The sequence below is a fragment of the Streptomyces sp. NPDC055103 genome, assembly GCF_053607625.1.
The window spans coordinates 36423-48960 of record NZ_JBSGTX010000014.1 but is presented as its reverse complement, the minus strand read 5'-3'; the positions used below and the strand labels follow the sequence as shown (position 1 = coordinate 48960).

Genomic DNA, 12538 nt, shown 5'->3' with positions numbered 1-12538 from the left:
TCATTTCGCGATCCTCCGCCCGTACGCCCCGGCCGCTGCCGACGGCTGGCGGCCGGCTCCGGGGGACGGTGCCTGCGGGAGCGGCGCGTGGACGATGGCCCCCTGGTTGGCCTCCGGGATGAGGCCATACACCAGGACACACGAGGCGTCGATACGGCCGGGGCTGTCGGTGTCGGTCGGCATCCACGTGGCCCACTCGTTCTCCAGGTCCGTCATCATGCCGCGCAGCCGTACCCGGTCCTCCACCATCTGCTGGGCGATCGGCTCCGCGCGCAACAGCTTGCCCTGCTTGGCGTGCACCGCGTCGATCAGCGGCATCAGCATCTTCTTCGGGATGCGGCCCTCGTCCTGGAGGGCCTTCCACGCGGTGCTGATCGCCAGGGTGCACATGTCCCGGCCGAAGTTCCATTCCACATAGATCACAGCGGCGTTCGTCTCGTACGCCAGCAGGCAGGCCCGGCGCGACCACTCCGCCGACGACATGGCCTCCGACCGGTCGTGCGTGATCCACACCCGGTTGTCGGCGCCGAGGAACCCGCCGATGATGCCGGCGACGTCGCGGCCACCGCCGGACGGGTCGATCGACACGGCGATCTTCTGCGGCTCCACCACGGTGATGCCGTCACGGATCGCCCGGAGCAGGTCACGGGAGACCAGTGCGCCCTCGGCGGGCTGCGGGTCGCCCTGCGACAGGGCGTGCCAGTCCCGGACGGACGACGTCCGCTTGACGTCCGCCCACCAGGCCAGCAGCGCCCGCCGGTTCTTCGTCGGGATCTTCGGGTGCGGCAGCGGGTCACCAGGGGCCCGCCCGAGGGGATCCGCACCGAACTTGGCGTCGGCGATGGCGGGCAGGTGCACGACCTTCCACCGGCCGCCGTCCTCCAGGCGGCCGTCCTCCTCCAGCCGTCGGCCGGCGAAGTCGTCCGGGTGCCAACGGGTCTGGATCGCCACCACGGCGTTGCGGTCCGGCTGCAGACGCTTCGTCGCCGCCGACGACCACCAGTCGTGGACGCGCTCGCGCATCTTCGCCGACTCCGCCTCAGCACGGTCCTTGTGCGGGTCGTCCACGACCAGCAGGTTCACCGAGAAGCCGGTGAGGCCCGCACCGAGGGACACCGAGCGGACGCCGCCCCCCTGCACCGTCTCGTAGTCCTGCGCCGCCTCCGACCCCGCCAGCAGCGACAGGTCGTACTCGCCGCCGTACTCCTGGATGTACCGGCGGATCGCCTTACCGCGCCTCAGCGCCAGGTCGTCGGAGTACGAGGTGACCGCGACACGGTCCTCCGCGTGCAGGCACAGCCACCAGAACGGCGCCCACTCCGCGACCGTCGTGGACTTACCCACCTGCGCCGGGGTGAGGACTAGGAGCCGGTCATACTCGCCGCGCTCCAGCCCCACCAGGGCCTGGCTGATGACTCGCAGGTGCGGGCGCATCCGGTACGACTGATCGAGGCCCCGGGCGAGCGTGGCCGGATCACGCAGCAGGTCCCGGGCCGCTGCCTTCTTCGCGGCCTGGAGCCGCTGGAACACCGCAGCGTCGTCAAGGTGGTCCAGCTCGCTGACGGCGGACTGCCTGCTCACTCGTCGCCACCACTGCCCTCGTCCACGGCCGGGGCAGGCACGGCGGTCTCCTCGTCGTCGTCCTCGTCGTCATCGTCGGGGAACGGCAGCGTCAGGTCCTCGTCGCCGGCCGTCTCGCCGCCCAGGTCGTAGCCGTCTTCCTCGTCGTCCTCGCCGTCGAGCGCCCGGACCCGGCGGGTGACCGACGCGGCCAGCTCGGCGAGCCGTACCCGCCGCTGCTCCGGCGGCATCTGCGAGAACTCGGCGACCTGGACCGTCAGCGGGTCGCCGTTGGCGCCGGTGACCGCGATCGTCTCCGTCGGATCGCCGAACAGGTTCCGCCGCAGCCGCATCGTGGTCTCCACGAACCGGGTGAACTCAGTGATCGTCATGTCGCCGACCTGCTGCTGCACGTGCGGGAGGGCCTGGCCGACCATGCCGGTCATGACGCGGAGGATCTTCATGTCGTCGCGGGCGGCCCGGCGGCGCTCCTCCTCCATCTCGGCGGAGTACTGCCGCTGCTGCTGGGTGTCCCAGGCGCTCGCACGGTCCTGCCACCGGTACTGAGCAGCGAGCGCCCGTACATGGCTGTACGAAAGTGCTAGCTCATCTGACGCTTTTGCAAGGGTTCTGGTCAGTCCGAGGTCCCGGAAGACGAGGAACCGCTGATGCCGCTTGGGGGTCTCTCCGGGCTGTCGTTCCCAGGGGTCCACGGTGGGGTCGAGGGTGATGCGGTCGCTCATGTCGTCACGGTCCTGTGTGGCCTGAACGGGGCGGTGTGCTGAGGGCGTGAAGGCCCACGGCGGTACGTGAGCAGGCCGTGGGCTTCACTGCGTCAGGGGCGTTGCGGGGCCTAGGTGGTGGCCGGCTCGCCTGCCTGGGTTGCCTCTTGTGCTGCCTGCTCGATCTCGCGGCGGGCGATGTCCGTGAGCATCGCGACCATGGTCGTGAAGTTCCGGACGTCCTTGCAGCGGCCGAAGGCGTAGACGGCGCTGGCGAACTCCTCGAACTGGTCCGCCGAGGCGACGCCGACGACGTCGGTGCCGGAGGCGATGGCGGTGATGGCGTCCTTGAAGTCCTCCATCTGGTGGGGGAGGAACATCAGGGTCGCGGCGCGCCAGTCGAACTCTCCGTGCGGGATGGCGAGCTTGGTGTCGTCGGCTTCGACGGTGGGCAGCTGGTCCTCGTCCAGGCCCGTGGCGATCAGGTCGTCCACGTTGTCGATCATGGAGACGAGCTGTGCGAGGACGTCTTTGTCGGGGTTGCCGTGCAGCTCGTTGTGGGCGATCTGCTTCGCGATGACCTCGGAGCGCCGCATCTTGCGGGTGTCGATGATCGCGGGGATGCGGTTGATGCCTGCGGAGCGGGCGGCGCGGGAGCGGTGGTGTCCGGAGATGACCTCGACGGGTCCCTCGCCTCCGGGCTGGTGGCAGTAGGGCAGGGACTCGAGAGCTCCCCGCTTGCGGATGTTGCCGGTCAGCCGCTCGAAGTGCCGGGGCTGCATGACCTGGGCGTTGATGTCCTGCTCGCGGAGGGTCGTGACGTCGACCCACCGGATGTACAGGTCTTCGCCGATCTGCATGGAGTCCATCGGCATGGGGACCGCGGCGGCCGGGTCCGCCGCCGGGGTGTCGCCGGCGGTCACGCTGTCGTCCTGCTTCGGCTCTTTCGCCATGACTTCTCCTTGGCCAGGAAGGTGGTGAGGGTGTCGGTGAGGGTGGTGTCGGTCCAGTCCGCGCGGTACGTGAGCTTGAAGCCGTCGGGGTGCTTGGCCCGGGACTCCAGGGCCATCAGGCCGCGTAGGCCCTTCGCTTCCGGGTGCCGGGTGAACTCGACGGTGACCAGGCCGTCGGAGGCGGCGAGGATGATCTCTGAGGCGCCGGTGAACACGAGGGCGGCGGTGCTGTGGCGGAGCGCGCACATGGTGGCCAGGCGGGTCAGGCGGTAGCTGTGGTGCGGGGCGCCGAACGCGAACCGCATCAGCAGGTGCGACGTGTACTTCTTCGTGCCCGGGTACGGGCGGGTCATCGTCTCGGCGCCGTAGCCGATGACGCCGGCCGCCTTGCCGTCGACGGCGACGAGGAGGTTGTACGAGCCGGGGGCCGCGGCAAGGCGGTGCATCCACAGGTCGCGGTAGTAGTCGCACTCGGTGCCGCGTACCGGGATCAGCTCGACGCGCGACTCCGGGGTGATCTCGTGGTCGGGGCTGATGATCGGGAGGTTGGTGGGCGTGTACGAGCGGGACATGCCCAGGGCGACCTTGGGCCCGCCCGTCAGCTTGAAGATCTCTTCCGGCCGGTTGCTGATGACGTAGGCGCGGGCGACGTCGCCGAGGGGGTGCGCGAACACCGGGGTCTCGTGGGCGGCGATCCCCGAGCGCTCCTCCTGGAGGAACATCAGCAGCGCCGCCTTGTCCCGCATGTGGTCGGCGAGGCGCTGCATGTCGACGTCCGGGTCGAACACCGAGTACGGCGGTTCGGCCCACCCGACCCGGCCGCCGGTGTCGAAGAACTTCTCGAAGCCGGCCTTGTACGTCGGCGGCGCGGCGATGATGATCGCGTGCGGGTCATCTTCGGCCTCGCGGATGTGATCCCACATGCACTTCGGCGTGAACTTCACGCCCGGCAGCCGCTCAGCGATCGAAGCCAGGCTTTCCGCCAGGCGCTTCTTGTGGACGTCCTCCCGCTGGACCATGTCGGTGACGAGGTTGTTCCAGTAGTCCGCCTCGCCCTTGGCCTGCATACGGGCCAGCCAGTGGACGTACAGCAGGTGCGCGGCCTGCTCGTGGAGCGGCGCGTCCGGCAGCTCGACGGGGTCGCCGTCGAGGGTCATGCCGAGGCTGGCCAGGTCGCCGCCTGAGACGCAGGTGCCGACGATGCCGGTGTAGAGGGTGACGTCCGACGTCTCCATGGACGACGGCGGGATGCCCGCGTTGGCGGCGACGAGGGCGGCGGCGAAGGAGCCCACGCCCACCTCGACGTACCTCGTGTACTGGTCACGCGGGAGCTTGTTGAAGACCTGTCGGTAGAAGGCGCGGTCTGGGGCTGAGGAGTTCCCGGCGAACAGGACGCCGGGCTGAGCGAATCCAGCGGGCATGGGGGTCCCTGGGGCGGTGTACTTCGCTCGGCCCACAACCAGCAGCGTGGAGAGAGGGTAGCCGCTTCACCTGGGCGGACCCGGTGGCCAGGTGACGGCCGGTCGGTGGTTGGGGAGGGTGTCGCCGTCGCCGGCGGGAGAAGCCGTTGAGGGCAAACGAAGGTCCCCCAGGCCGGGTGGCCGGGGGGACCTGTGGACCGCGGAGGAGGACTCGAACCTCCAACCTCCACCTACGAGAAGTGGTGCTCCATCCAATCGAGCTGCCCGCGGGGGGCTTGTCGCAGGGAGGAGAGTACCAGTCACAGCGAGTGGTGCCGCGACAACGGCCAGTGGCCGAGGAGCGTCGGCTCCCCGGCCACCGGGCGGTCGGTCAGAACAGGGTCGGAGCCTCCGGTGCCTTCGGCTTCTTCGGTCGGGCCGGGCCCGCGCCGGCCGGGTTGGGGAGTTCGGGGACCTCCCAGCCGAACCGCTGGCCGAACCACTCGGCCGCCCACCGGCGGTGGCAGTCCAGCCCACCGTTGACGTCCTCGAAGCACATCAGGGCCGCCGGGAAGTCCGGGTACTTCCGGGCCAGCTCCTCCAGCGACTCCAGGATCTCCGGCTCGCGCACCCGCAGGCGCTCGCGGTAGATCTTCCGCTCGATCTCGATGTTGTCGATCTTGGCGAACCGACCCTTCATCAGCTCGTGCGGGGCGAGGACCGGCACGCTGACGAAGTCGTAGCGGACGAAGCGGGGCCGGCCGACGGTGATGCCGACGGGGAGGTAGCCGCTGCTCTCGCGCCAGTTCTGGTACCGGGTGGTCGCGAGCTGGAGCGGCGGCGGGGTCTCGATCCGTTCGGCGGGGGCCTCCGGGGCGTTCAGGTCGAGCCTGCTGAGGTCGATCATGGTGACTGCTCCCTTACTGTTCGTAGTGGGTGGTGGTACCCGGGCCCCGGCCTTCTGGCCGGGGCCCGGCGCCGTCAGGCGGCGTTCTCGGTGGTCTGGGTGGCCTGGGAGGGGAGGGCGTCCGGGGCGATCCGGATGGAACCGGCCCGAACCGCCGCCGCGCTCGCGGCCTTCGAGATGTTCAGGGACGCCTTGCTCGCCACGTCCTTCAGGTGGTCGATCCGCATCCGGTTGCCGGGGATCCCGCCGTGCGCGCCGGAGAGGAGGATCGCCAGCTCGTCGACGTCCATCGCGGCGATCTCGGCCAGGATCTCGCCGGCCGCGCCGAGCTTGCCGATCTTGGTGACGAGCTTCTGTCGGTCCGTCACGATCTGCTCGCGCCGGGCGATGTCGACCTCCAGCTCCGGGAAGAAGCCCTCGGGGGCGGTCTTGCCGGGCTCCGGTGCCTCCTCGGCCAGGATGAACATCACGCTCTGGTTCGCCGCCTCGGTCTCCTCGTTGCGGACCCGCTGGCAGAACTGCTCAGCCTCCCGCTGGCCGCTGAACTGGCCCCGGCTCCAGCGGGCGATGAACGCGTTCTGGTTGGCCGGGCTGATCTGGGCCACGTACCAGGCGAGGCCGACCGTGATGTGGCCCTTGAGGAGCGCTTCCTGCATCGCGTCCGTCAGCTTGAGGAGCTGGAGCCGGTTGTCGACGTGGTTCCAGCTCTTGCCGACCCGCTTGGCGACCTCGTTGGCGTCCAGGCCGAAGTCCAGGAGCTTCTTGAAGGCCCTCGCCTCCTCCAGCGGGGTCATGTCGGCCCGGCCCAGGTTCTCGGCCACCGACCGGGTGAACGTCTCCAGCGTCTCGGCGCCGCCCTCCAGGCCGTGGACGACCATCGCGTGCATCTCGGTCAGCCCGGCCAGGCCGGCCGCCCGCCACCGGCGCTCGCCCGAAATGATCTGGTAGCGCTTCGAGCCGAGAAGGTAGCGGACCGTGATGGCCTGCTGCTGGCCGATCTCCTTCATGCTGTCGGCCAGTTCTTGGAGGGCGGTCGGCTCGAAGACCTCGCGGGGCTGGTTCTCGTCCCGGTCGATGCGGTCCAGGGGGATCGTCTTGAGCGCCGTCTTGAGTTCCGCCGCCGTGGCCGTGGCCTTCCCGGCGGCCACCTCCCGCCGCTTGCTGACCTTGGTGGGCTCGACCACCTTCTTCGCGGGGGCCGCCTTCTTGGCCGCCGCCTTGGTCGCCGGCCGGGTGGCCGCCTTCTTCGGTCCCGCCTTCGGGGCCTTGACCGTCTCGGTGGCGGACTCGGTGGGGGTGGTGGTGGCGGTCATGGTGCCCTCCGTGGGTGGTGGGGTGGTGGTTGGTGTTACACCCTCTTCATTGACCAAATCCCTCTGTGGTAACTCTGTTATCCAGAGAAATTTGGTCAAGGAATCGGCAAGCAAAGCCGCAGGTCAGCAGCCGTTCAGCGGCCGTTCAGGGGGTTCAGACCGGCGCGCTGAACGGGTCGGGCTGGGCGGCCCGGTCGGCGGGCCCGGGTCGTCCCGGGCCCGTCGGCGGCCGTGCTACTGCTTGTTGATCTCGCCGATCTGGGCGAGGTAGGCGACCGCGTCGCCGAGGGTGCTCACGCCGTAGATCGCGGTCCCGTCGTGCCGGGCCGTCCGGGCGGCCGTCTCGGCGGCCACGATGATGTGCCGGTATCCGGCGTCCTTGGCGGTGCGGATGGCGTCCTCGGTGTCCCGGACCGAGATGACCCGGCCGTCGAGGCCGAGTTCGCCGATCAGGACCGTGCGGCCGAGGCCGCTCGGCTCGAAGGCGCCGGCCGCCGCGAGGGCGGTGCAGGCCAGGGTTAGGTCGGAGCTGGAGCCGGTGCGGACGACCGTCCAGTGGGCATCGATCCGGAGGGTTCCCGGCTTCCACTCCAGGCCGCTGTTCATGATGGCCGCGCGGATCCGGTCGCGGGCCTCGCGGGTGAACCTCGAGTTCGGGCCGGTGAGCCAGAAGGCCGGGGTGCCGCCGGGGGCGAACTCGGCGGTGATCGTGGCCATGCCCTCCGGGGTGGGGAACGAGGAGGCCGCCGTGCCGCGTGCGGTGAAGTCGCCGGTGGGGAGGAGCGCCGTGCGGTACGGCTCGCCCTGCTCGGCGACCTGCCAGCCGGCCCCGACGAGGCCGCCGAAGGGGATCACGTCGGCCAGCAGGCCGTTGATGTCGTCCACCAGGCCGTCGTGCAGGTCGCTGGCCGGGGTGACGGGCGCGTACCAGATCGTCTTGCCGTCCCGGTCGAGGACCGCGTGGAGTTCCTTCTCCTCGGTGTCGACGGTGATGAAGGCCGCTTCGGGGAGGGCCTGCCGGATGAGGCGGGCCGCATACTCGGTGGCATTGCGCAGGAGGATGGTGCGGGCGCGCTTGGCGTTGTGGAAGGCGTCTTCGGTGGCGTGGGAGAGGGCCGCGATCATCGGGTCCGTCTGGACCGCGAGGGCGTCGTGGTTGGCGGCCAGCGGGATGCGGGTCTCGGCGTGGAGGCCGGCGTTGTCGTTCATCTGCGGTGTCCCTTCGGGTGGTGGAGCGCCAGGTGGCGGTTCCTGGGCGGGCGGCGCGGTCCGGGGTCCGGGCCGTGCTGCCCGCTCAGGGGGCGGCCGGGTCGTCGGCCGCCCCGCCCGGGGCACTCAGCCGAGTTCGATCACGTACCGGCCGTCGGTGCAGCCGAGCCATCCGGCGTCGGCGAGGATGACGGAGTCGGAGCTGATGCGGAGCATCCGGCGCACCGTCCGCTGGGTCTGGGCGAGGAGGCTGTCGGAGAGGAGGGTCCCGGCCGCCGACGCCTGCCAGGCCTGGATGTCGGTCTCGTTGATGGCGACCAGGGCGCCGGTGGTGCCGTCGACCGTGATGGTGGTCGCGCCCGGCAGGTACTCCCAGATCAGTTCCGCCACCAGCTCGGAGCCGATGCGGATGGCGTTCGCCTGGGCTTCGCAGGTGGCTTCGACCGCCGCGGCGAAGGCGTCGTGGATGGTGGGGGTGGTGGCGGTCATGGTGCCCTCCGGGGGTGTGGGGTGGTGTGTGTTACACCTTCTTCATTGACCAAATCCATCTGGGGTAACTCTTATATCCAAATAGATTTGGTCAAAGAGTCGTCAATCAGGCGGCCATGGCGTAGCGGCTGATCTCCTCGCCGGTGATGCACTCCGAGAGCAGGCAGATCAGGACCTCCGCGGCGGGCGGGGTGACCGCGTTGCCGAGCTGTCGCACCTGGTCCCGCTTCGAGCCGAGCACCACGTAGTCGTTGGCGAAGGCCATCGCCCTCTGGATCTCGTGCGGCTGGAGCATCCTGAACAGGACGTCTTCGATGTTCAGCTCGCCCCGGACGAGCGCGAAGCGGTCGCGGGTGGAGAGGGCGCCGACGGGGTCGCTCACCGGGCGCGGGGTCCCGTTGCCGTAGTACGGGGCCAGGAAGGGTTCCCAGGTGACGAGGGACTGGTGGCCGGTGGTGGTGAGGGTCCGCATCGGCTCGACCAGGTCCGTGCAGTGCTCCCCGCCGGCTCCGGTCGACCCGTTGTTCCGCATCATCATCCCCGGCATCGGGACGGCGGCCAGGCCGTGATGGTTGCCGCTGGCGCAGACCGTCGCGAGCGGGTCGGTGATCGCCCGGACGTCGCTGCTCCCGCCCCGGATCTCGGTGATGAACGGCAGCCACGCGAGCCCGGCCTCAGCCCTGGCCGTCTGGGTCTGCATCGGCCCGTAGACCGAGCGGGCGTTCTTGCCTTCCCGGCCGTCACAGGGGACGAGGAGCGGGGGAACCGCCAGAGCGTCGTTCTCGCGGGTGGTGCGGGTCGGCATCGGGTCGAGCAGGTCACTGGCCGCGTCCCGCCAGGTGCCGCCGGTGGGGACCATCATCGGCCGGGCGAGCTTGTCCAGCCCGGCCTGGATGCGCCGCATCGTCTTGTCCGCCAGCGGCGTCTTGCGGTCGCCGATCCGGCCGCCCGCGATCGACCAGTCGATGGCCGCCGCCGCCGGAAGCGTCTCGGGCTCCACGATCTGGTGGCCGCACTTCGTGTTCGGGCACCGGTAGTCGTACTGGCTCTTGTACCGGCCCATGTCGACGCCGGCCCTCCGGAACACCTGCCGCGCCTTGACCGTCTCGCCGCAGCCGGTGCAGAACGCCGAGGGGGCCAGCCACTTCTCGAAGTTCGGGTTCCGGCCGAGGCTCTTGTGCCAGTAGACGAAGTACAGGCGGTCACGGGACTGCGGGGCGCGGTGGACGCTGCGCGGGTCGGCGTGCATCGAGTTCAGGGCGATCAGCTTGGTCTTGTAGCCCAGCTTGTGGAACTCGGCCACCCAGCGGTCCCACTCGAACCACTGCCGGACGTCGACCACGTTCTCGACGACCCCCGCCTTGACCAACTGCCCGCGTTCGATGACGCCCCGCAGGTAGAGCGGGATCTCTTCCATCAGGGCCCGGCTGGCCTCCTCCTCCTCGGTGGGGCCGTTGTCGCGCTCCTCCTCGGTCTGGAACTTCTCCGCCTCCATCTCCGCGTAGAGGTCGAGGAGGTCGCCCTGAACGGCCTTGGCGAACGAGCGCTTCTTGCCCTGCGCGATCGACCACTTGGTGCACTCCGGCGAGCCCCAGTGGATGTCCGCGACCGGCCAGGCCCAGACCGGGGCCTTGCGGATGTCGCCGATGTAGTGGGCGACGCCGGGGAAGTTCCGCTCGTGGCTCTCGATCGCCCGCTTCCAGTGGTTCGCCGCCCGGGTCACCCGGACGTTCGGGACGGCGTCCGCTCCCTGGGTGGACCCGCCGGCCCCGCAGAACCAGTCCATGACCGACAGCTCGGTGCCGTCGTGCTTGTACGCCTTGGCGCGGCGCTGGGCGAAGGGCTGGGCGCCGCTGGAGGCGGCCAGTGCGCGGGTGGTGGTGGAGATGTAGGCCATTCGATCTGTTCCGTTCTGGGTGGTGGGGTGGTGGAGGCGGGGGCCCTGTCGGGGCCCCCGCCCGGGGGGTGTGGTGGTGTGGGTTACACCTTCTTCCTTGACCAAACTCATCTTGGGTAACTCCGATATCCAAGTAAGTTTGGTCAAGGAATCGGCAAGTGAAGCCGCAGGTCAGCGGCCGTAGTAGGAGAGCCACGGGAGGCTGTAGCCGCCGGTGTCGTCGCCGATCACGTCCCGCAGTGCCGCGTCGGCCTCGCCGAGCGTCTCGGTGTCGAACGGCCCGCCGTCGCCGAGGTTGATCTCGTCGCCGTGGACGAGCACGCCAACCACCCGCCCGTCCTCGACGAGGACTTCCGTCGCCTCGGGGGCCAGCCGTCGGAGGATACTGAAGGCCTTCCGCGCGACTCCGGCCAGAGCGGTTCCCTTCTCGCGGCTGAGGCCGCACTGCCAGCCCTCGCACTCCGTCACGTGCCAGTCCTGGTACGAGCCGCAGGCGCACCACCAGGACGCGAAGTCCCAGCACCATTCCCAGCCGCCGATGTTGTAGCGGCCCTCGTCGTCGGGCTCGATGATGTGGGTGCCCTTCGTCGGGCCCTCTTCCTCCAGGTACATCCACGAGATCTTCAGGACGACCGCCACTGGCCGGCCGTCGTTGTCCGCGGTGCCGAAGTCGATGACGTGCACCGTCTCGACGCACTCGGGTCCGCACTCCTCGGCGAGCCGCTGGGTCTGGGCGGCCAGCGCGCGGGCGGCGTCCAGGGTGAAGCGGGGCGAGATGTGGCCGTTCCAGCGGTCGGTCGGGTCGACCCTGGCGTCCAGCGGGCCGAGCGTGTCGTCGATGCAGACCTTCGTGTCGACGCTGCGGAGCCGGGAGGCCAACCGGCGCAGCGCCGCCGGCTCGTGCTGCCCCTCCCAGGTGCCGCCGTCCTCGTCCTCCAGCGCGTCGGCCACCGTCACGTAGAGCGCGCGGTACAGGGCCTTGCGGGAGGTGAGGGTGCCGTCCTGGCGGCTGTCCTGCCACGCCTTTACCCAGGCGTTCCTGTCGAAGCGGGGCGTGGGCGGCAGGTCCGCGGCCACCTGGAGGAGGACCCTGCGGTCGAAGTGGGTGGCGGCGTTGGAGTAGCCGCCGACGCGGGCCTGGAGGATCTGGGCCACGCGGTCGATCGCGCGGGCCAGTTCGGTCTGGGTGAGTTCCGGGGTCGTGCTGGTCATGACGGTTACCTCCGTGCGATGGGTTGGGTGGTGGTGGCCCGTGCTGGTCAGGTCGTGGCGAACAGGTCGAGCTGGAGCGGCTGGCGCTGGAGCCAGCCGTGGGTGGGGAGGGGGCCGCCGGGCTCGGCGTCCAGGTGGAGGAGGACGGTGCGCATCCGCGTCCCGGAGGAGAGGAACGCGTCGTCGGGGAGGGGGATGACGTCGCCCTCGGCGTCGGTGACCATCTGCCGGAACTCCACGGCCTTGCGGTCGCTGTGCCAGTTGATCGACTCCGGCATGATCGCGATGAGGGTTCCGCCGTCGCGCAGGAAGCTCAGGGCGTGCATGACGTGCCCGATGGCGTCGCTGAACGGGGGGTTCATCAGGATGCGGTCGTACGGCTCGTCGATGCCGGCCGGGTCGAGGTCGAGGAAGTCGCCCTGGACGACCTGGCGGGCGACTCCGAGTTCGCGCAGGACGTGGGCCCGGCGGGGGTCGATCTCGACGCAGTCCACGATGCCCATCTGGTCGGCGACCCGCTGGGCGAGCGCGCCGGTACCGGCCGAGGGCTCCAGGACCGTGTGGCCGACCCGGATCGAGGCGCGCTCCAGCATCTCGAAGGCCACCGTGGGCGGGGTCGGGTACCAGCCCTGATCGAAGCGGGAGGGCCAGGACCCGGCCGCGAGGCAGGCCCGCATGAACTCCTCGACCGGGAAGGGGAAGGTGTGGGCGCGGACCGCCTTGCGGCCGTCCCACCGGCCGCCGATGTCCTTGAGCATCGTGTTCATCCGCTTGTAGAGCGCCGGGTCCAGCTCGAAGGGGACGGCCACGCGGTCGCCGCTGATGACGGTGCGGGGGTCGGTGAGGACGGCGAGGAGGTCGGTCGGGATCTGCATC

The 12538-nt window shown here is 70.1% G+C and carries 11 protein-coding genes and 1 tRNA gene; all 12 read right to left on the bottom strand.

Going from position 1 to position 12538, the window contains the following annotated elements; all coding sequences use genetic code 11:
• The 12 genes from ACWFR1_RS11950 to ACWFR1_RS11895 all read right to left on the bottom strand — a co-directional run bounded on the left by ACWFR1_RS11950 (position 1) and on the right by ACWFR1_RS11895 (position 12537).
• Positions 1-1581, bottom strand: coding sequence for a terminase large subunit domain-containing protein (locus tag ACWFR1_RS11950; RefSeq protein ID WP_453549446.1), 1581 nt, complete (start codon positions 1579-1581; stop codon positions 1-3).
• Positions 1578-2303, bottom strand: coding sequence for a hypothetical protein (locus ACWFR1_RS11945; protein WP_453549444.1), 726 nt, complete (start codon positions 2301-2303; stop codon positions 1578-1580). The genes ACWFR1_RS11950 and ACWFR1_RS11945 overlap by 4 nt, the downstream gene beginning before the upstream one ends.
• A 110-nt stretch (positions 2304-2413) precedes the next feature.
• A complete protein-coding gene (locus ACWFR1_RS11940) occupies positions 2414-3235 on the bottom strand; it encodes a hypothetical protein (RefSeq protein WP_453549442.1) in 822 nt (273 codons plus the stop codon).
• Positions 3202-4656: a putative antirestriction adenine methyltransferase gene (locus tag ACWFR1_RS11935; protein ID WP_453549440.1), complete on the bottom strand. Its 1455-nt coding sequence runs from the start codon at positions 4654-4656 to the stop codon at positions 3202-3204. The genes ACWFR1_RS11940 and ACWFR1_RS11935 overlap by 34 nt, the downstream gene beginning before the upstream one ends.
• 193 nt (positions 4657-4849) lie before the next feature.
• Positions 4850-4926: transfer RNA gene (locus ACWFR1_RS11930), tRNA-Arg, on the bottom strand.
• A 100-nt stretch (positions 4927-5026) separates the two neighbouring features.
• Entirely contained in the window at positions 5027-5542 is a 516-nt protein-coding gene (locus tag ACWFR1_RS11925; RefSeq protein WP_453549438.1) for a hypothetical protein, read from the bottom strand.
• A 74-nt stretch (positions 5543-5616) separates the two neighbouring features.
• Positions 5617-6855: a ParB/RepB/Spo0J family partition protein gene (locus ACWFR1_RS11920; protein WP_453549435.1), complete on the bottom strand. Its 1239-nt coding sequence runs from the start codon at positions 6853-6855 to the stop codon at positions 5617-5619.
• A 234-nt stretch (positions 6856-7089) separates the two neighbouring features.
• The gene (locus ACWFR1_RS11915; RefSeq protein WP_453549433.1) at positions 7090-8064 is read right to left on the bottom strand and encodes a magnesium chelatase domain-containing protein; all 975 of its coding nucleotides are present in this window, start codon (positions 8062-8064) and stop codon (positions 7090-7092) included.
• Positions 8065-8190: 126 nt separating this feature from the next.
• The gene (locus ACWFR1_RS11910; protein WP_453549431.1) at positions 8191-8553 is read right to left on the bottom strand and encodes a hypothetical protein; all 363 of its coding nucleotides are present in this window, start codon (positions 8551-8553) and stop codon (positions 8191-8193) included.
• A gap of 106 nt (positions 8554-8659) precedes the next feature.
• Positions 8660-10450, bottom strand: coding sequence for a DNA cytosine methyltransferase (locus ACWFR1_RS11905; RefSeq protein WP_453549430.1), 1791 nt, complete (start codon positions 10448-10450; stop codon positions 8660-8662).
• 171 nt (positions 10451-10621) lie between these two features.
• Positions 10622-11662: a hypothetical protein gene (locus tag ACWFR1_RS11900; protein ID WP_453549427.1), complete on the bottom strand. Its 1041-nt coding sequence runs from the start codon at positions 11660-11662 to the stop codon at positions 10622-10624.
• Between the two features lie 47 nt (positions 11663-11709).
• Entirely contained in the window at positions 11710-12537 is an 828-nt protein-coding gene (locus tag ACWFR1_RS11895; protein WP_453549424.1) for a class I SAM-dependent methyltransferase, read from the bottom strand.
• Position 12538 lies beyond the last annotated feature (1 nt).

Excerpts from the sequence above, each read along its gene's own strand:
- ACWFR1_RS11895 (WP_453549424.1), bottom strand. The coding sequence starts at position 12,537 with ATGCAGATCCCGACCGACCTCCTCGCCGTCCTCACCGACCCCCGCACC.
- ACWFR1_RS11910 (WP_453549431.1), bottom strand. The coding sequence starts at position 8,553 with ATGACCGCCACCACCCCCACCATCCACGACGCCTTCGCCGCGGCGGTC.
- ACWFR1_RS11905 (WP_453549430.1), bottom strand. The coding sequence starts at position 10,450 with ATGGCCTACATCTCCACCACCACCCGCGCACTGGCCGCCTCCAGCGGC.
- ACWFR1_RS11940 (WP_453549442.1), bottom strand. The coding sequence starts at position 3,235 with ATGGCGAAAGAGCCGAAGCAGGACGACAGCGTGACCGCCGGCGACACC.
- ACWFR1_RS11925 (WP_453549438.1), bottom strand. The coding sequence starts at position 5,542 with ATGATCGACCTCAGCAGGCTCGACCTGAACGCCCCGGAGGCCCCCGCC.
- ACWFR1_RS11935 (WP_453549440.1), bottom strand. The coding sequence starts at position 4,656 with ATGCCCGCTGGATTCGCTCAGCCCGGCGTCCTGTTCGCCGGGAACTCC.
- ACWFR1_RS11920 (WP_453549435.1), bottom strand. The coding sequence starts at position 6,855 with ATGACCGCCACCACCACCCCCACCGAGTCCGCCACCGAGACGGTCAAG.
- ACWFR1_RS11900 (WP_453549427.1), bottom strand. The coding sequence starts at position 11,662 with ATGACCAGCACGACCCCGGAACTCACCCAGACCGAACTGGCCCGCGCG.
- ACWFR1_RS11945 (WP_453549444.1), bottom strand. The coding sequence starts at position 2,303 with ATGAGCGACCGCATCACCCTCGACCCCACCGTGGACCCCTGGGAACGA.
- ACWFR1_RS11915 (WP_453549433.1), bottom strand. The coding sequence starts at position 8,064 with ATGAACGACAACGCCGGCCTCCACGCCGAGACCCGCATCCCGCTGGCC.